Origin of the sequence: Luteibacter pinisoli, assembly GCF_006385595.1 — a bacterium.
GTDB lineage: Bacteria > Pseudomonadota > Gammaproteobacteria > Xanthomonadales > Rhodanobacteraceae > Luteibacter > Luteibacter pinisoli.
Genome location: NZ_CP041046.1, coordinates 1,120,428 through 1,135,068, shown reverse-complemented (window position 1 = coordinate 1,135,068; position 14,641 = coordinate 1,120,428). Strand labels below are relative to the sequence as shown.

The following is a 14,641-nucleotide window of genomic DNA, read 5'->3' as shown; positions in this document are numbered from 1 at the left end:
GGGCCTACGTGGTAGCGCTTTGAACGGCGCGGGAAGTCGGGGAACGATCGGAGCTGCGCAGGGCCATCCAGGCCCAGGCGATGAGGATGATGAACCAGAGCAAGGTCCAGCCCGGCATGGGAACGCCGAGGATGGGCTCTACCTTGGCGCACTCACCGGAACCGGTGAAGGCAAGCTTCAGCATCTTCATGAAGGGGAAGGCGTCAAACAGGTAGCCGAGCCCGGGCCCACACGCCGGCACCTGGTCGGCCGGAAGGGTCTGCAGCCACAGGTGGCGGCCGGCCGTCGCGATGCCCCACGCGCCGCCCAGGGTGGCCAGGATGGCGTAGGTGGCGCGAGCGCCCTTGCGCACCGGCGCGTGCAAGCCACCGATGAGGAATACCAGACCCATGATGCACACCGCGATGCGCTGGAAGATGCACAGCGGGCACGGATCCAGGTGCATCTCGTACTGGGCATACAGCGCGAAGCCCATGAGGCCAGCGCAGACAAGGAAACCAGCGAGATAGCGGGAGCGGTACGACCAGGCGAGAGGATTCATTCGGGGATGGTGCGGTGCGGGGACACCCACGTTAACGCTTTGTGCACCGGTTTGTCAGCAGGTCGCAGAAGTTTCGTTTGTAACTGAGTCAACGACTTAGCGAAAAAAACCCCGGCTGGTTGCCCGGCCGGGGTTTGGGTACCTCTGGATGTCGCTAACGCTTACTCAGCGTCGGCAGCATCGGTCTTCGGGCGATCCACCAGCTCGACGTACGCCATCGGGGCGCTGTCGCCCGGGCGGAAGCCGCACTTGAGGATACGCAGGTAGCCGCCGGGACGCTCGCGGTAACGCGGGCCGAGCTCGACGAACAGCTTGCCGACAGCCTGCTTGTCGCGCAGACGCGCGAAAGCGAGGCGGCGGTTGGCAACGCCGTCGGTCTTGGCGAGCGTGATGAGCGGCTCGGCAACGCGACGGAGTTCCTTCGCCTTGGGAAGGGTGGTGCGGATAAGCTCGTGCTTGATCAGCGACGCGGCCATGTTCTTGAACATGGCTTCGCGGTGGCTGCTCGTGCGGTTGAGCTTGCGACCGGATTTCTGGTGGCGCATGGCGTTTACTCTCTAAGGTCTGTTGTTATGAAAGGCCGGCCAGGATGAGCCGACTTTCCGCGGTTTCCCGCTATTCGAGGCTGTCAGAACGCCCCGTTATAAGAGCACGGCCTCTATGGACCGCTTTGATATGCCGGGGGAAGTGCGCATGGCATCCGCCGGATCGTGCAAAAGGAACCGGGGCGATCGAAAACCGATCGCCCCGTAAAACATCAGCCGAGCTGCATGCCGTGGGACAGACCCGGCGGCGGCCAGTTCTCGAGCTTCATGCCCAGGGCCAGGCCACGACCGCCAAGGACATCCTTGATTTCGGTCAGCGACTTCTTGCCCAGGTTCGGCGTCTTGAGCAGTTCGACTTCCGTCTTCTGCACGAGGTCGCCGATGTAGTAAATGCTCTCTGCCTTGAGGCAGTTCGCCGAACGAACCGTCAGTTCGAGGTCGTCGATCGGACGGAGCAGCAGCGGATCGAAACCGCCCTTCTCCGCCTTGGTCGAATCGGACTCGCGGCGCGAGAAATCGCCGAAAACCGACAGCTGGTCGTTGATGATTTCAGCCGCCTTGCGGACAGCGTCTTCAGCGCCGATCGTGCCGTTCGTCTCGATGTCGAGCACGAGCTTGTCGAGGTTGGTGCGCTGCTCAACACGAGCGGCGTCCACTTCGTAAGCCACGCGCAACACCGGCGCAAACGACGCGTCGAGCTGCAGACGGCCGATCGGCCGCGTCTCGTCATCCGGATGCTGGCGAGCAGAGGCCGGCTGGTAGCCGACGCCCTTGCGAACCTTCAAACGCATGTTCAGGGCCACATCCTTGGTGAGGTGGCAGATCACATGGTCCGGGTTGACGATTTCAACGGTGTGGTCGACGGCAATATCGCCCGCCGTGACCACGCCCTTGCCTTTCTTCGACAGCGTCAGGGTGACTTCGTCACCGCTGTGCTGGCGAATCGCAACGTCCTTGAGGTTCAGGAGAACCTCAATGACGTCTTCCTGAAGGCCTTCCAGGGTGGTGTACTCGTGCAGCACGCCGTCGATTTCGACTTCGACGATGGCGCTGCCCGGAATCGAAGAGAGCAGCACGCGGCGCAGCGCGTTGCCCAGGGTGTGACCAAAGCCACGCTCGAGCGGCTCGACCACCACCTTGGCGCGGTTCGCTCCGAGCTGCTCGACGCTGAGGCCGCGGGGCCGCAGCACACTAGTTGACGATACTGCCATGCAAGGCTCCGGTGGATTACTTCGAGTAAAGCTCGACGATCAGGGCTTCGTTGATATCGGCCGGCAGATCACCACGATCAGGGACGGCCTTGAACGTGCCTGCGAACTTCTTGCTGTCGACTTCGACCCACGTCGGACGGAGGTCCATCGTGTCGTAGATCGTCGCCGCTTCCTGCACACGCAACTGCGTACGGGCCTTCTCGGTCAGCGAAACCTCGTCGCCCGGACGGACGTGGTACGAGGGAACGTTGACCTTCTTGCCGTTGACCGTCACCGACTTATGGGCGACGAGCTGGCGGGCCTGGGCGCGGGTGACCGCGAAACCCATGCGGTAGACGACGTTGTCGAGCCGGCTCTCCAGGAGGCGAAGCAGGTTTTCACCTGTGTTGCCCTTCTGGGTCGAAGCCTTGGTGTAGTAGTTGCTGAACTGACGCTCAAGCACACCGTAGATGCGCTTGACCTTCTGCTTCTCACGCAGCTGCACTGCGTAGTCGGACAGGCGGGCGCGCTTGTTGGCGCCATGCTGACCGGGCTTGTTTTCGAGCTTGCACTTGGAATCAAGCGCGCGGGCCGGGCTCTTCAGACCGAGGTCGGCACCTTCACGACGCGCAAGTTTGCAGGTAGCTCCACGATAACGGGCCATGGGTATGCTCCTTAGACGCGACGCTTCTTGGGGGGACGGCAGCCGTTATGCGGAATCGGCGTGACGTCAATAATGTTGAGCACTTTGTAGCCCAACGCATTCAGGGAACGCACGGCCGACTCACGGCCCGGGCCGGGGCCCTTGATGCGAACTTCCACGGTCTTCACACCGTAGTCGCCGGCAGCGCGGCCAGCCTTTTCGGCGGCAACCTGGGCAGCGAACGGGGTCGACTTACGGGAACCGCGGAAACCCGCGCCACCAGCAGTCGCCCACGACAGGGCGTTGCCCTGGCGATCGGTGATCGTGACGATCGTGTTGTTGAACGAAGCCTGCACGTGGGCCACGGCATCCGTGACAACGCGCTTAATCTTCTTCTTGGTCTTAACCGGCTTAGCCATAATCGGTATCCGTTACTTCTTGATCGGACGACGCGGACCCTTGCGGGTACGGGCGTTGGTACGCGTGCGCTGGCCGCGCACCGGCAGGCCGCGACGATGGCGCAGGCCACGATAGCAACCCAGGTCCATCAGACGCTTGACCGCCATACCGATCTCGCGGCGAAGATCGCCTTCGACCGTGTACTTGGCGATTTCAGCGCGGATCTTCTCGACCTCGCCTTCGCTCAACGATTTGATCTGGGTGGTCGAAACCACGCCAGCGTCGGCACAGACCTTCTTCGCCCGCGAACGGCCGATTCCGTAAATGCTCTGCAGGCCAACCCAGACATGCTTCTGGACCGGCAAATTGACACCCGCGATGCGCGCCATGATGTACTGTCTCCAATGTGCTTCGAGCGCGGTAAACGCGCAATTCTAACCTTAATTAACCTAAACGGGAAGTCCAGCGGCACCAGGTGCCACGGCCTCCCCTACTCGGGGACTTCCAGTCCAATCTCAGCCGCGGCGGAGATTGGACTTCTTAAGCAGACTCTCGTACTGGTGGCTGACGAGATGGGCCTGGACCTGGGCCGTAAAGTCCATCACCACCACCACCACGATCAGCAGCGAAGTGCCGCCGAAATAGAACGGTACGTGCCAGGCGTTCTGAAGGAACGTGGGCACCAGGCAGACCAGGACGATGTAGAGCGCGCCAACACCGGTAAGCCGGGTCATGACGCCATCGATGTAGTCCGCCGTGGCCCGACCCGGGCGGATGCCCGGAATCAGCGCGCCCGAACGCTTGAGGTTATCGGCCGTTTCCTGCGAGTTGAACACGATCGCCGTATAGAAGAAGGCGAAACCGATCACCAGCACCGCGAACACGATGTCGTGGATGGGCTCACCCGGGCTCAGCGCCGTGGTCACCGCCTGCAGCCAACGCGACTGGTGGGCAGAGCCGAACCAGGTTGCCGCGGTAGCCGGGAACAACAGCAGGCTGGTCGCGAAGATCGGCGGAATGACGCCCGCCATGTTGATCTTCAGCGGCAGATGCGATGTCTGGCGCTGGAACTGACGCTGGTTGCCCTGCTTCGCGTAGTTCACGGTGATGCGCCGCTGGGCGCGCTCCATGAACACCACGAAAGCCGTGACACCCAGGATGACCACGGTGACCAGCAGCAGCTTCAGGACCGACAGCTCGCCGTTGTTCGCCATGCTCAGCGTGTGCGCCACCGCAGCGGGCAGGCCAGCCACGATACCGGCGAAGATCAGCATCGAAATGCCGTTGCCAATACCGCGCTCGGTGATCTGCTCGCCCAGCCACATCAGGAACATGGTGCCGGCGGTGAGGCCGACGACCGAAGCCATGATGAAACCAGGACCCGGCATGTACACCACCGGCGAACCGCCTGCCGCGACCTGCTTCTGCAGGGCGACCGCGATGCCGAAGGCCTGGAAGGCCGCGAGGCCGACCGTGCCGAAGCGGGTGTACATCGTCATCTTGCGACGACCCGACTCACCTTCCTTGCGCAATGCCATCAGCGAAGGAATGACCGAGCCCATCATCTGGACCACGATCGAAGCCGAGATATAAGGCACGACACCCAGTGCGAAGACCGAGAAGCGGGACAGCGAACCACCCGAGAACATGTTGACCATGTTCAGCAGGCCGCCGCCGCCCTCAACCAGGCTCGTCATCGCCTCGGGGTTCACGCCCGGAACGGGAATGAACGAGCCGAGGCGGAAGACGATCAGCGCACCAATCAGGAAAAAGATGCGCTGACGCAGTTCCGTCAGTTTGCCCAGCGAGCCGAGCGAATTGCCCTGCGCTCCAGCCACTGTATTACTCCACGCTGCCGCCGGCGGCTTCGATGGCGGCCTTGGCACCGGCCGTCGCGAGCACACCCTGGAGCTTCACAGCGCGAGTAATCTCGCCCTTCAGCACGATCTTGATCTTCTTGGCGCGGCTGGTCACGAGGCCAGCGGCGTGCAGAGCGATCGGATCGATGGTGTCGGCTTCGATAGCCGCCAGCTGATAGAGCATGACCTGTTCGGTGTCGGCCTTCTTCAGCGAGCGGAAGCCCACCTTCGGGAGACGACGCTGCAGCGGCATCTGGCCGCCTTCGAAACCGACGCGGTGCGTGTTACCGGCACGAGCGTGCTGACCCTTATGGCCACGGCCGGCAGTCTTGCCGAGGCCGGAACCAATACCGCGAGCGACGCGGGTGCGGGTCTTGCGAGCGCCCTTACCAGGGCGGAGATCATTAAGACGCATGATTATTACTCCTCAACCCGGACCAGGTAGTAGACCGTGTTGATGAGGCCACGGACCTGCGGGGAATCCTTCAGTTCACGGACATCGTTGAGCTTGCCGAGGCCGAGGGCCTTGACGCTCAGGCGATGACGACCCTGCACACCACGCAGGCCCTTGACGAGGCGCACGCGGACGGTGCCGGTGGTTTCGGTGTTCTTAGCCATTGCCCAGCACCTCTTCGATCGTCTTGCCACGCTTGGCGGCGATGCGCTTCGGCGAGGCGACGGCCTGCAGACCCTTGATCGTCGCGCGGACGAGGTTGATCGGGTTGCGCGAGCCGACGGCCTTGGCCAGCACGTCCTTCACGCCGACCACTTCGAGGACAGCGCGCATGGCGCCGCCGGCGATGACGCCGGTACCCTGGGAAGCGGGCTGCATGTAAACGCGGGCTGCGCCGTGGTTGGCCTTGATGGCGTACCACAGGGTGCCCTGGTTCAGTTCAATCGTGACCATGTTGCGGCGGGCGCGTTCCATGGCCTTGGAAATGGCGACCGGCACTTCACGCGCCTTGCCATAACCAAAACCGACGCGGCCTTCGCCATCGCCGACAACCGTCAGCGCGGTGAAGCTCATCTGGCGGCCACCCTTGACGGTCTTGGCCACGCGGTTGACGGCGATAAGCTTTTCAAGCATGCCGTCCGAATTTTCGCGATCTGTCGAGGACATCTCTTTTCCTGATAGCCCGGAATGATAGTTAGCCGGGACTTCTGTTTACGGCTTGGTCGCCGCTTGGTGTTGTAGGTACATCGGGCGACACCGGCCCCGAGGGGCCGATGCCGTGGCCTGACGCCTCTTAGAACTTGAGGCCGGCCTCACGAGCCGCATCGGCGAGAGCCTTGATGCGACCGTGGTAACGGAAACCCGAGCGGTCGAACGCGACGGCTTCGATACCGGCGGCCTTGGCGCGCTCGGCAACGATGCGACCCACCGTGGTGGCGGCCTCGACGTTCTTCTTGCTCTTGAGGCCTTCGGCCACCGAGCTCTGCACGGTCGAGGCAGCTGCCACGACGGTGCCGTTCGGTGCAAAGACCTGGGCGTAGATGTGCTGGCCAGTGCGGTGCACGCTCAAGCGGGCGACGGCGAGCTCACGGATGTGAGAGCGGGTCGACTTGGCGCGGCGCAGGCGGGATTCGTTCTTGTTCATCGTCTCGTCTCCAGAAAGCGGATAGGCCGATTAGGCCTTCTTGGCTTCCTTCAGGATGATCTTCTCGCCGGCATAGCGGACGCCCTTACCCTTGTAGGGTTCCGGCGAACGGAATGCGCGGATCTTCGCAGCCACCTGGCCGACGAGCTGCTTGTCGGCGCCCTTCACCAGGACTTCCGTCTGCGTCGGGGTTTCGATGGTGATGCCTTCCGGCGCCTCGAAGACGACCGGATGCGAGAAGCCGAGCGAAAGGTTGATCGACTTGCCCTGCATCTGCGCGCGGTAACCGACGCCGACCAGTTCCAGCTTCTTTTCGAAGCCGTTGGCCACGCCGATGACCATGTTCGCGACGATGGCGCGAGCGGTACCGCCGAACTTGTCGTCAGTGCCATCGGCAACGACAACCGTGGCCACGCCATTTTCCTGCGCGAACGAGATGCCCGGCAGTTCGTGGGTGGTCAGGGTGCCCTTGGGGCCCTTGACGGAGACGGTGCCGTTGGCGACCGAGATTTCAACGCCCTTGGGGAGCGTGATGGGCTTCTTGGCTACACGTGACATATCAGGACTCCTTACGCCACCTGGCCAATGACTTCGCCACCCAGACCCTTGGCACGGGCCTGCGCATCGGTCAGGAGACCGGCGGAGGTGGAGATGATCGAGATACCCAGGCCGCCGAGAACCTTCGGCAGCTCGTCCTTGCCGCGGTAAACGCGGAGACCCGAACGGCTGACACGGGCGATGGTTTCGATAGCCGGACGGCCTTCGAAATACTTCAGCTTGATCTCGAGGACCGGCTTGCCGTCTTCTTCGGCAACGCGGGCGTCAAGGACATAGCCTTCGTTCTGCAGGAGCTGGGCGAGGGCCAGCTTCATCTTCGACGACGGCATACGGACAACCGACTTGCCAGTGGCCTGGCTATTGCGGATGCGCGTAAACAGATCGGCGATGGGATCAGTCATGCTCATAGAAAAAACCCTTGAGAGTGCACCGATATCCGAATTACCGGAGATCTTTAAATTGTAAAGCCGACAAGACGTCGGTCTGCATTGCGCAGACCAACGACTATATCAGGCTGTCGCGGATTGGGCAACTTTTGCCCAGCCCGTGCCCTGCCCCGCCCCCGAGGGGGCGGATCCAGGTATTACCAGCTTGCCTTGCGCAGGCCCGGCACGTCGCCACGCATGGTGGCTTCGCGCAGCTTGTTGCGGCCGAGGCCGAACTTGCTGTAGACGCCACGCGGGCGGCCGGTCAGGGCGCAGCGGTTGCGCTGACGCGACGGCGAAGCGTCACGCGGCAGCTTCTGCAGCTTGGTCTGGGCTTCCATCTTCTCGTCATACGAGGCGGTGGCGCTCAGAACAATCGCCTTCAGTTCGGCGCGCTTGGCGGCGTACTTCTTGACGAGCTTGGAGCGCTTGACATCACGCTCAATCATCGAGGTCTTGGCCATGTTCTACCTGGTAATCAGTTGCGGAACGGGAAGCTGAAGGCTTCCAACAGTGCCTTGGCTTCTTCGTCGGACTTCGCAGTGGTGGTGATGGAGATATCCATACCGCGCAGCGCGTCGACCTGGTCGAAGTCGATTTCCGGGAAGATGATCTGTTCCTTGATGCCGAAGTTGTAGTTACCGCGGCCATCAAATGCACGGCCCGAGACACCACGGAAGTCGCGCGTACGCGGCAGCGAGATGTTGATCAGGCGGTCCAGGAACTCCCACATCTGGGCACGGCGCAGGGTGACCTTGCAACCGATCGGCCAGCCGTCGCGGATCTTGAACGATGCGACGGAGACGCGAGCCTTCGTGGTGACCGGCTTCTGGCCGGCGATCTTGGTCATGTCAGCCACGGCATTGTCGAGGATCTTCTTGTTACCGGCAGCTTCGCCGACGCCCATGTTGAGCGTGATCTTCGTAATGCGCGGGACTTCCATGACGTTCTGGTAGCCAAAGCGCTCGGTGAGCTTCTGCATCACCGAATCTTTGTAAAACGTTTCAAGGCGGGTCATGACTTCGATTCCTTACGCGTCGACGACTTCGCCGGAGACGAACACGCGCACCTTGCGCCCGTCTTCGAGCGTCTTGGTGCCCACGCGCTCGCCCTTGTTAGCGGCGGAGTTGAAGAGCTGGACATTGGAAATGTGGATCGAGGCCTCACGCTCGACGATACCGCCAGGCTGGTTGGCCTGGGGGTTCGGCTTGGTGTGACGCTTGATGATGTTGACGTTCGAGACGACCACGCGGTCGCCGTCGACACGCAGCACATCGCCGCGCTGGCCCTTGTTCTTGCCGGTGAGCACGACGACGTGGTCACCCTTGCGGATACGGTTCATGTCTGGCCTCCGCTCAGAGCACTTCAGGCGCGAGCGAGACGATCTTCATGAACTTCTCGCTGCGCAGCTCGCGGGTAACCGGCCCGAAGATACGGGTACCGATCGGCTCGAGCTTATTGTTGAGGATGACGGCCGCGTTACCGTCGAAACGGATCACCGAGCCATCCGGACGGCGCACACCCTTGGCGGTACGAACCACCACGGCGTTGTACACCTCGCCCTTCTTGACCTTGCCGCGGGGGATCGCGTCCTTGATCGTCACCTTGATCACATCACCGACGCTGGCGTAACGGCGCTTCGAGCCGCCCAGCACCTTGATGCACATCATTTCCTTCGCGCCGCTGTTATCAGCCGCGGAAAGCATGCTCTGTACCTGAATCATGGCAGCTCTCCTTAGACTTCAGCGCGCGTGACGATTTCGACCACGCGGTGATGCTTGGTCTTCGACAGCGGACGGCACTCTGCGATACGCACCACGTCGCCCTCATTCGCACCGGTTTCATCGTGCGCGTGGAGCTTGGTGGAGCGGCGGATGATCTTGCCGAGCAGCGGATGCTGCACCTGGCGCTCGATCAGGACCGTGACAGTGCTGGCCATCTTGTTGCTAATGACGCGACCGACAAGGGTACGCGCTGTTTTCGTGTTATCGCTCATATCAGCCGTCCCTTACTTCTTCTCGCCGAGCACGAACTTCGTGCGGGCGATGTCGCGCCGAACGCGGCGCAGCTGGTGCGGCTGGTTGAGCTGGCCGGAGCCCTTCTGCATGCGCAGATTGAACTGCTCCTTGCGAAGGTCCAGCAGATGCTGATTCAGCTCTTCCGCCGACTTGTCTTTGATTTCTTTGATGGCCATTACATCACCGCCCTGGACACGAACTGGGTCTGGACCGAGAGCTTGGCAGCGGCAAGGCGCATGGCCTCACGTGCGGTTGCTTCGTCGACGCCTTCGATTTCATAAAGCATGCGGCCCGGCTGGATCAGAGCAACCCAGAACTCGACGCCACCCTTACCGGCACCCATTCGAACTTCGATGGGCTTGCGGGTGATCGGCTTGTCCGGGAACACGCGGATCCACAACTTGCCGCCACGCTTGACGTAGCGCGTGATGCAACGACGGGCCGCTTCGATCTGACGCGCGGTCAGCTGACCATGCGTCGTCGCCTTGAGGCCGTACTCGCCAAAGCTCACGAGGTTGGAATTGAATGCCAGGCCGTCGTTACGGCCCTTATGCATCTTGCGGTACTTGGTACGCTTCGGTTGCAACATGGCAACGCTCCTTACTTGGCAGAGCGCTCGCCACGCTCACGGCGGTTTTCACCACCATCGCGACGCGACGACTGCTGCGGCTGCTGATCTTCCTTCGACGCCTCGGCCGTGGCGGCCGCGAGGTCGAAGATCTCGCCCTTATAGACCCACACCTTCACACCGATGATGCCGTACTGGGTCTTCGCTTCGGCGGTGCCGTAGTCGATGTCAGCGCGGAGGGTGTGGAGGGGCACGCGACCTTCACGAGCCCACTCGGAGCGCGCGATCTCGGCGCCGTTCAGACGGCCGGAGACGTTGATCTTGATGCCCAGGGCGCCGAGGCGCATGGCGTTACCAACCGAGCGCTTCATGGCACGACGGAACATGATGCGGCGCTCGAGCTGCTGCGCGATCGACTCGGCAACGAGCTGGGCGTCGAGTTCCGGCTTGCGGACTTCGCTGACGTTGATGTGCGTCGGGACGCCCATCATGTCGGTGACTTCCTTACGCAGCTTCTCGATGTCCTCGCCCTTCTTGCCGATCACCACGCCCGGACGGGCGGTGTGGATCGTCACGCGGGCGGTCTTGGCCGGGCGCTCGATCTGGATCTTCGAGATACCGGCGGCGGCGAGCTTCTTGCGGAGCATCTCGCGGACCTTGAGGTCAGCTGCGAGATAGACCGCATATTCGCCCTTATTGGCGTACCACTTCGAGTTCCAGTCCTTGGCAATGCCGAGGCGGATACCGGTGGGATGTACTTTATGACCCATCGTCTCTTACCCCAGTCAGTTACCAACAACCACAGTGATGTGGCTGGTGCGCTTCAGGATGCGCGAACCGCGGCCTTTGGCCCGGGCGAACATGCGCTTCATCGCCTGACCTTCGTCGACGAAAATACGCGTGACCTTCAGCTCGTCCACGTCGGCGCCGAGATTGTTCTCAGCGTTGGCGACGGCGGACAGCAGCACCTTGCGAACAAGGTGGGCGGCCTTCTTGTTGGTAAAGGCAAGCGTGTCGCTGGCCCGGCCGACGGGCATGCCGCGGACCAGGTCTGCCACCAGGCGTGCCTTTTGCGCCGAAATGCGGGCGCCACGCAGGATCGCTTTGGCTTCAGTGCTCATCACTTGCCCTTCTTGTCGCCGGCGTGCCCCTTGTAGGTGCGGGTCACCGCGAACTCGCCGAGCTTATGCCCGACCATGTTCTCGTTGATGAGCACCGGCACATGCTGGCGGCCGTTGTGGATGGCGATGGTCAGACCGACCATCTCCGGCAGGATCATCGAGCGACGCGACCAGGTCTTGATCGGACGCTTGTTATTGGCGGAAACGGCGGCTTCCACCTTCTTTACGAGGTGCAGGTCAACGAACGGACCTTTCTTTAGAGAGCGCGGCATGATCGTTTCCTAATTACTTGCGACGACGCACGATGAACTGCTGGGTGCGCTTGTTATTGCGCGTCTTGTAACCCTTGGTCGGGGTACCCCACGGGCTGACCGGATGACGGCCGCCAGAGGTCTTGCCCTCACCACCGCCGTGCGGATGGTCGACCGGGTTCATCACGACACCGCGAACGGTCGGACGGATACCCGCCCAGCGCTTCTTACCGGCCTTGCCGAGCTTGCGCAGGCTGTGCTCGGAGTTGCCGACTTCACCGATGGTGGCGCGGCATTCAACCGGGACGCGGCGCATTTCGCCGGAGCGAAGACGCAGCGTGGCATAGCCCTGCTCGCGAGCGACCAGCTGGACCGAGGCACCAGCGGAACGCGCGATCTGCGCACCCTTGCCAGGCTTCATCTCGATGCAGTGGATCGTGGAACCGACCGGGATCGAACGAAGCGGCAGACAGTTGCCCGGCTTGATCGGGGAGTCGGAACCGGACACGAGACGGTCGCCAGTCGCCACGCCCTTCGGCGCGATGATGTAGCGGCGCTCGCCGTCGGCGTAGCACAGCAGCGCGATGTGCGCGGTGCGGTTCGGGTCGTATTCAAGACGCTCGACAACGGCGGCAATGCCTTCCTTGTCGCGCTTGAAGTCGATGATGCGGTAAGCCTGCTTGTGACCGCCGCCGCGATGACGCGTGGTGATGCGACCGTAGTGGTTGCGTCCGCCCGTCTTCGACTGCGATTCGGTCAGGGGCGCGTACGGTGCGCCCTTGTGCAGACCTTCGGTCCGCACGCTGACAGCGTCGCGGCGGCCCGGGGAGGTCGGCTTGTGAGTGATCAGTGCCATCTCAATTCAACTCCTGGCTCAGGCCTTGGCCGACACGTCGATCGTGTGGCCATCGGCGAGGCGGACGTAAGCCTTGCGCTTGCCCTGGCGGTTGCCAGTGCGGAAGCGGAACGACTTCACCTTGCCCTTGGTATTCACGAGGTTCACGTCCACGACCTTGACGTCGAAGAGTTCCTCAACCGCGACCGCAACATCAGCCTTGGTCGCCTCGGGCGCAACGATGAACACATACTGGTTGTGCTCAGCGAGGCGGGCAGCCTTTTCGGAAATGTGCGGGGCGCGAAGCGTGTTGAGCGTACGTTCGGTGCTCATGCGAGCCACTCCTCGACCTTCTTGACCGCGTCCACCGTCATGATGACGAAGTCGCTACCAACGAGGCTGACCGGGTTCAGGGCCAGCACGTCGACGACGTGGATGTACGGAATGTTGCGTGCGGACAGGTACAGCGCCTCGGTGGCGTCTTCCGACACCAGCAGGACACGACCCTTGACTTCGAGCTCGGCAAGCTTGGCGATCATCGCCTTGGTGCTGGCCTTCTCGAGCGACAGTTCGGAGACGACCTTCAGGCGATCCTGACGGTGCAGCTCGGCGACGATCGAACGAATCGCAACGCGGTAAGCCTTGCGGTTGACCTTCTGCTCAAAGCTGCGCGGCTTCGCTGCGAACGTCACACCACCGCCCACGAAGATCGGGGCACGGTAGTCGCCGTGGCGGGCGCCGCCGCCCTTCTGCTTCTTGAACTTCTTCGTGGTACCCGACATCTCACCGCGCGAAAGCTGCGCTTTGGTGCCGGCGCGGCCGGCTGCCTGGTAGGCAGTGACGACCTGGTGCACGAGGGCCTTCTTGTACTCGCCGCCGAACACTTCGTCCGAGACAGTGAGCGACTTGGCGCCAATAACGTTAAGTTCCATGGCGTCTCTCCTCAACCCTTGGTCGTCGGACGGATCACGACGTCGCCACCCGGCGCGCCAGGGATTGCGCCCTTGACCGCGATGAGATGACGTTCGGCGTCGACCTTGACCACTTCCAGGCCCTGCACGGTGCGATTGACCGCACCCATGTGGCCCGACATCTTCTTACCAGGGAACACACGACCCGGGGTCTGGCGCTGGCCGATCGAGCCGGGGGCGCGATGCGACAGCGAGTTACCGTGGGTAGCGTCGCCCATCTTGAAGTGGTGACGCTTGATGGTGCCCTGGAAGCCCTTACCCTTCGAGACGCCGGCGACGTCGACGGTCTGGCCTACGCTGAACACCGCTTCCGCGGTCAGCTCGGCACCGACTTCGTACTTGCCCGATTCGTCCGCGTTCAGGCGGAATTCCCACAGACCACGACCCGGCTCAACCTTGGCCTTCGCGTAGTGACCCTTGGCGGGGTTCGTCAGCAGCGACGCGCGCTTGGCGCCAGCCGTGACCTGGACGGCGTCGTAGCCGTCGATTTCAACCGTCTTCACCTGGGTCACACGATTCGGGGTCGCTTCAATCAGCGTCACCGGAATCGAGCGGCCATCTTCAGTGAAGAGCCGGCTCATGCCGCACTTGCGGCCAACCAGTCCGATACTCATCTTCGTATCCTTTTATCCGCTCAGCCCAGCTTGATCTGCACATCGACACCAGCGGCAAGATCGAGCTTCATGAGCGCGTCCACGGTCTTGTCGTTGGGATCAATGATGTCCAGAACGCGCTTGTGCGTACGAGTCTCGTACTGGTCGCGGGCATCTTTGTCGACGTGCGGCGACACCAGAATGGTGTAGCGCTCAATCTTGGTCGGCAGCGGGATCGGGCCGAGAACCGTAGCGCCAGTGCGCTTGGCCGTCTCGACGATTTCGCTGGCCGAACGATCGATCAGGCGATGATCGAAGGCCTTGAGCCGAATGCGAATCTTTTGGTTCGCCATAAAACCGTGTCCTGTTATCGAAAGAACGTTCTTGTGATTCGGAATGGCTTCTCGCCACCCCGCACAACCCAGTTACTACTTACTACGGGTACCGCAACGGGCCGCCCGGTACGGCTTGACACCGTCCAAAACGACCCGAAAAAGTCGGGCAGACCGCATAAACGGCCTGCCCA

The 14,641-nt window shown here is 62.3% G+C and carries 28 protein-coding genes; all 28 read right to left on the bottom strand.

Annotated features, from left to right (window positions below; translation table 11 throughout):
• Window positions 1-4: 4 nt before the first annotated feature.
• Complete coding sequence (locus FIV34_RS05190; protein WP_139980330.1) at window positions 5-541, bottom strand: disulfide bond formation protein B; 537 nt, start codon at window positions 539-541, stop codon at window positions 5-7.
• A 161-nt stretch (window positions 542-702) separates the two neighbouring features.
• Window positions 703-1,086 carry a 50S ribosomal protein L17 gene (gene rplQ, locus FIV34_RS05185; RefSeq protein ID WP_139980327.1) on the bottom strand — a complete coding sequence of 128 codons (384 nt, stop codon included), beginning with the start codon at window positions 1,084-1,086 and terminating at the stop codon, window positions 703-705.
• Window positions 1,087-1,298: 212 nt separating this feature from the next.
• The gene (locus FIV34_RS05180) at window positions 1,299-2,297 is read right to left on the bottom strand and encodes a DNA-directed RNA polymerase subunit alpha (protein WP_045831144.1); all 999 of its coding nucleotides are present in this window, start codon (window positions 2,295-2,297) and stop codon (window positions 1,299-1,301) included.
• Between the two features lie 16 nt (window positions 2,298-2,313).
• Window positions 2,314-2,940, bottom strand: coding sequence for a 30S ribosomal protein S4 (rpsD, locus tag FIV34_RS05175; protein WP_139980325.1), 627 nt, complete (start codon window positions 2,938-2,940; stop codon window positions 2,314-2,316).
• Between the two features lie 11 nt (window positions 2,941-2,951).
• Complete coding sequence (gene rpsK / locus FIV34_RS05170; RefSeq protein ID WP_007513384.1) at window positions 2,952-3,338, bottom strand: 30S ribosomal protein S11; 387 nt, start codon at window positions 3,336-3,338, stop codon at window positions 2,952-2,954.
• A 12-nt stretch (window positions 3,339-3,350) separates the two neighbouring features.
• Window positions 3,351-3,707: a 30S ribosomal protein S13 gene (rpsM, locus tag FIV34_RS05165; protein WP_139980322.1), complete on the bottom strand. Its 357-nt coding sequence runs from the start codon at window positions 3,705-3,707 to the stop codon at window positions 3,351-3,353.
• A gap of 126 nt (window positions 3,708-3,833) precedes the next feature.
• A complete protein-coding gene (gene secY / locus FIV34_RS05160) occupies window positions 3,834-5,156 on the bottom strand; it encodes a preprotein translocase subunit SecY (RefSeq protein ID WP_139980320.1) in 1,323 nt (440 codons plus the stop codon).
• Window positions 5,157-5,160: 4 nt separating this feature from the next.
• Window positions 5,161-5,598 (bottom strand): 50S ribosomal protein L15, encoded by a 438-nt coding sequence (gene rplO / locus FIV34_RS05155; protein WP_211352767.1) that lies wholly within the window; start codon window positions 5,596-5,598, stop codon window positions 5,161-5,163.
• The gene (rpmD, locus tag FIV34_RS05150) at window positions 5,598-5,795 is read right to left on the bottom strand and encodes a 50S ribosomal protein L30 (RefSeq protein WP_139980315.1); all 198 of its coding nucleotides are present in this window, start codon (window positions 5,793-5,795) and stop codon (window positions 5,598-5,600) included. Before rpmD ends, rplO begins: the two co-directional genes overlap by 1 nt.
• Window positions 5,788-6,297: a 30S ribosomal protein S5 gene (rpsE, locus tag FIV34_RS05145; protein WP_046967240.1), complete on the bottom strand. Its 510-nt coding sequence runs from the start codon at window positions 6,295-6,297 to the stop codon at window positions 5,788-5,790. Before rpsE ends, rpmD begins: the two co-directional genes overlap by 8 nt.
• A 127-nt stretch (window positions 6,298-6,424) precedes the next feature.
• On the bottom strand, window positions 6,425-6,775 hold the full coding sequence (gene rplR, locus FIV34_RS05140) for a 50S ribosomal protein L18 (RefSeq protein ID WP_139980313.1): 351 nt from the start codon (window positions 6,773-6,775) through the stop codon (window positions 6,425-6,427).
• A 30-nt stretch (window positions 6,776-6,805) separates the two neighbouring features.
• Window positions 6,806-7,333 carry a 50S ribosomal protein L6 gene (rplF, locus tag FIV34_RS05135; protein WP_139980311.1) on the bottom strand — a complete coding sequence of 176 codons (528 nt, stop codon included), beginning with the start codon at window positions 7,331-7,333 and terminating at the stop codon, window positions 6,806-6,808.
• An 11-nt stretch (window positions 7,334-7,344) separates the two neighbouring features.
• Window positions 7,345-7,740 carry a 30S ribosomal protein S8 gene (rpsH, locus tag FIV34_RS05130; RefSeq protein ID WP_139980309.1) on the bottom strand — a complete coding sequence of 132 codons (396 nt, stop codon included), beginning with the start codon at window positions 7,738-7,740 and terminating at the stop codon, window positions 7,345-7,347.
• Window positions 7,741-7,916: 176 nt separating this feature from the next.
• Window positions 7,917-8,222, bottom strand: a complete 306-nt coding sequence (rpsN, locus tag FIV34_RS05125) for a 30S ribosomal protein S14 (protein ID WP_139980307.1) — start codon at window positions 8,220-8,222, stop codon at window positions 7,917-7,919.
• Between the two features lie 14 nt (window positions 8,223-8,236).
• On the bottom strand, window positions 8,237-8,776 hold the full coding sequence (gene rplE / locus FIV34_RS05120; protein WP_139980305.1) for a 50S ribosomal protein L5: 540 nt from the start codon (window positions 8,774-8,776) through the stop codon (window positions 8,237-8,239).
• 12 nt (window positions 8,777-8,788) lie between these two features.
• A complete protein-coding gene (gene rplX, locus FIV34_RS05115; protein WP_139980303.1) occupies window positions 8,789-9,100 on the bottom strand; it encodes a 50S ribosomal protein L24 in 312 nt (103 codons plus the stop codon).
• 13 nt (window positions 9,101-9,113) lie between these two features.
• Window positions 9,114-9,482 carry a 50S ribosomal protein L14 gene (gene rplN / locus FIV34_RS05110; RefSeq protein WP_029213886.1) on the bottom strand — a complete coding sequence of 123 codons (369 nt, stop codon included), beginning with the start codon at window positions 9,480-9,482 and terminating at the stop codon, window positions 9,114-9,116.
• Window positions 9,483-9,493: 11 nt separating this feature from the next.
• Window positions 9,494-9,754 carry a 30S ribosomal protein S17 gene (gene rpsQ / locus FIV34_RS05105; RefSeq protein WP_139980301.1) on the bottom strand — a complete coding sequence of 87 codons (261 nt, stop codon included), beginning with the start codon at window positions 9,752-9,754 and terminating at the stop codon, window positions 9,494-9,496.
• Between the two features lie 12 nt (window positions 9,755-9,766).
• On the bottom strand, window positions 9,767-9,952 hold the full coding sequence (gene rpmC, locus FIV34_RS05100) for a 50S ribosomal protein L29 (RefSeq protein WP_139980298.1): 186 nt from the start codon (window positions 9,950-9,952) through the stop codon (window positions 9,767-9,769).
• Window positions 9,952-10,365, bottom strand: coding sequence for a 50S ribosomal protein L16 (rplP, locus tag FIV34_RS05095; protein WP_045831130.1), 414 nt, complete (start codon window positions 10,363-10,365; stop codon window positions 9,952-9,954). The genes rpmC and rplP overlap by 1 nt, the downstream gene beginning before the upstream one ends.
• 11 nt (window positions 10,366-10,376) lie before the next feature.
• Window positions 10,377-11,114, bottom strand: a complete 738-nt coding sequence (rpsC, locus tag FIV34_RS05090; protein WP_139980296.1) for a 30S ribosomal protein S3 — start codon at window positions 11,112-11,114, stop codon at window positions 10,377-10,379.
• Window positions 11,115-11,129: 15 nt separating this feature from the next.
• Window positions 11,130-11,465, bottom strand: coding sequence for a 50S ribosomal protein L22 (rplV, locus tag FIV34_RS05085; RefSeq protein ID WP_139980294.1), 336 nt, complete (start codon window positions 11,463-11,465; stop codon window positions 11,130-11,132).
• Window positions 11,465-11,737, bottom strand: coding sequence for a 30S ribosomal protein S19 (gene rpsS, locus FIV34_RS05080; RefSeq protein ID WP_029213892.1), 273 nt, complete (start codon window positions 11,735-11,737; stop codon window positions 11,465-11,467). The genes rplV and rpsS overlap by 1 nt, the downstream gene beginning before the upstream one ends.
• A gap of 13 nt (window positions 11,738-11,750) precedes the next feature.
• Window positions 11,751-12,572, bottom strand: a complete 822-nt coding sequence (rplB, locus tag FIV34_RS05075; protein WP_139980292.1) for a 50S ribosomal protein L2 — start codon at window positions 12,570-12,572, stop codon at window positions 11,751-11,753.
• Between the two features lie 18 nt (window positions 12,573-12,590).
• Window positions 12,591-12,884, bottom strand: a complete 294-nt coding sequence (gene rplW, locus FIV34_RS05070; RefSeq protein ID WP_139980290.1) for a 50S ribosomal protein L23 — start codon at window positions 12,882-12,884, stop codon at window positions 12,591-12,593.
• Window positions 12,881-13,483 carry a 50S ribosomal protein L4 gene (rplD, locus tag FIV34_RS05065; protein ID WP_139980288.1) on the bottom strand — a complete coding sequence of 201 codons (603 nt, stop codon included), beginning with the start codon at window positions 13,481-13,483 and terminating at the stop codon, window positions 12,881-12,883. The genes rplW and rplD overlap by 4 nt, the downstream gene beginning before the upstream one ends.
• An 11-nt stretch (window positions 13,484-13,494) precedes the next feature.
• A complete protein-coding gene (gene rplC, locus FIV34_RS05060; RefSeq protein ID WP_139980286.1) occupies window positions 13,495-14,136 on the bottom strand; it encodes a 50S ribosomal protein L3 in 642 nt (213 codons plus the stop codon).
• A 20-nt stretch (window positions 14,137-14,156) separates the two neighbouring features.
• On the bottom strand, window positions 14,157-14,468 hold the full coding sequence (rpsJ, locus tag FIV34_RS05055) for a 30S ribosomal protein S10 (RefSeq protein ID WP_036140140.1): 312 nt from the start codon (window positions 14,466-14,468) through the stop codon (window positions 14,157-14,159).
• Window positions 14,469-14,641: the final 173 nt, after the last annotated feature.

Coding starts and splice junctions, on each gene's coding strand:
- rplE (WP_139980305.1), bottom strand. CDS start 8,776: ATGACCCGCCTTGAAACGTTTTACAAAGATTCGGTGATGCAGAAGCTC.
- rplX (WP_139980303.1), bottom strand. CDS start 9,100: ATGAACCGTATCCGCAAGGGTGACCACGTCGTCGTGCTCACCGGCAAG.
- rplB (WP_139980292.1), bottom strand. CDS start 12,572: ATGGCACTGATCACTCACAAGCCGACCTCCCCGGGCCGCCGCGACGCT.
- rpmC (WP_139980298.1), bottom strand. CDS start 9,952: ATGGCCATCAAAGAAATCAAAGACAAGTCGGCGGAAGAGCTGAATCAG.
- rpsQ (WP_139980301.1), bottom strand. CDS start 9,754: ATGAGCGATAACACGAAAACAGCGCGTACCCTTGTCGGTCGCGTCATT.
- rpsN (WP_139980307.1), bottom strand. CDS start 8,222: ATGGCCAAGACCTCGATGATTGAGCGTGATGTCAAGCGCTCCAAGCTC.
- rplN (WP_029213886.1), bottom strand. CDS start 9,482: ATGATTCAGGTACAGAGCATGCTTTCCGCGGCTGATAACAGCGGCGCG.
- rpsE (WP_046967240.1), bottom strand. CDS start 6,297: ATGTCCTCGACAGATCGCGAAAATTCGGACGGCATGCTTGAAAAGCTT.
- rpsM (WP_139980322.1), bottom strand. CDS start 3,707: ATGGCGCGCATCGCGGGTGTCAATTTGCCGGTCCAGAAGCATGTCTGG.
- rpmD (WP_139980315.1), bottom strand. CDS start 5,795: ATGGCTAAGAACACCGAAACCACCGGCACCGTCCGCGTGCGCCTCGTC.
- rplV (WP_139980294.1), bottom strand. CDS start 11,465: ATGAGCACTGAAGCCAAAGCGATCCTGCGTGGCGCCCGCATTTCGGCG.
- rplP (WP_045831130.1), bottom strand. CDS start 10,365: ATGTTGCAACCGAAGCGTACCAAGTACCGCAAGATGCATAAGGGCCGT.
- rplD (WP_139980288.1), bottom strand. CDS start 13,483: ATGGAACTTAACGTTATTGGCGCCAAGTCGCTCACTGTCTCGGACGAA.
- rpsC (WP_139980296.1), bottom strand. CDS start 11,114: ATGGGTCATAAAGTACATCCCACCGGTATCCGCCTCGGCATTGCCAAG.
- rplC (WP_139980286.1), bottom strand. CDS start 14,136: ATGAGTATCGGACTGGTTGGCCGCAAGTGCGGCATGAGCCGGCTCTTC.
- rplR (WP_139980313.1), bottom strand. CDS start 6,775: ATGAACAAGAACGAATCCCGCCTGCGCCGCGCCAAGTCGACCCGCTCT.
- rpsS (WP_029213892.1), bottom strand. CDS start 11,737: ATGCCGCGCTCTCTAAAGAAAGGTCCGTTCGTTGACCTGCACCTCGTA.
- rplW (WP_139980290.1), bottom strand. CDS start 12,884: ATGAGCACCGAACGTACGCTCAACACGCTTCGCGCCCCGCACATTTCC.
- rpsD (WP_139980325.1), bottom strand. CDS start 2,940: ATGGCCCGTTATCGTGGAGCTACCTGCAAACTTGCGCGTCGTGAAGGT.
- rpsH (WP_139980309.1), bottom strand. CDS start 7,740: ATGAGCATGACTGATCCCATCGCCGATCTGTTTACGCGCATCCGCAAT.
- rplF (WP_139980311.1), bottom strand. CDS start 7,333: ATGTCACGTGTAGCCAAGAAGCCCATCACGCTCCCCAAGGGCGTTGAA.
- FIV34_RS05180 (WP_045831144.1), bottom strand. CDS start 2,297: ATGGCAGTATCGTCAACTAGTGTGCTGCGGCCCCGCGGCCTCAGCGTC.
- rpsJ (WP_036140140.1), bottom strand. CDS start 14,468: ATGGCGAACCAAAAGATTCGCATTCGGCTCAAGGCCTTCGATCATCGC.
- rpsK (WP_007513384.1), bottom strand. CDS start 3,338: ATGGCTAAGCCGGTTAAGACCAAGAAGAAGATTAAGCGCGTTGTCACG.
- FIV34_RS05190 (WP_139980330.1), bottom strand. CDS start 541: ATGAATCCTCTCGCCTGGTCGTACCGCTCCCGCTATCTCGCTGGTTTC.
- rplQ (WP_139980327.1), bottom strand. CDS start 1,086: ATGCGCCACCAGAAATCCGGTCGCAAGCTCAACCGCACGAGCAGCCAC.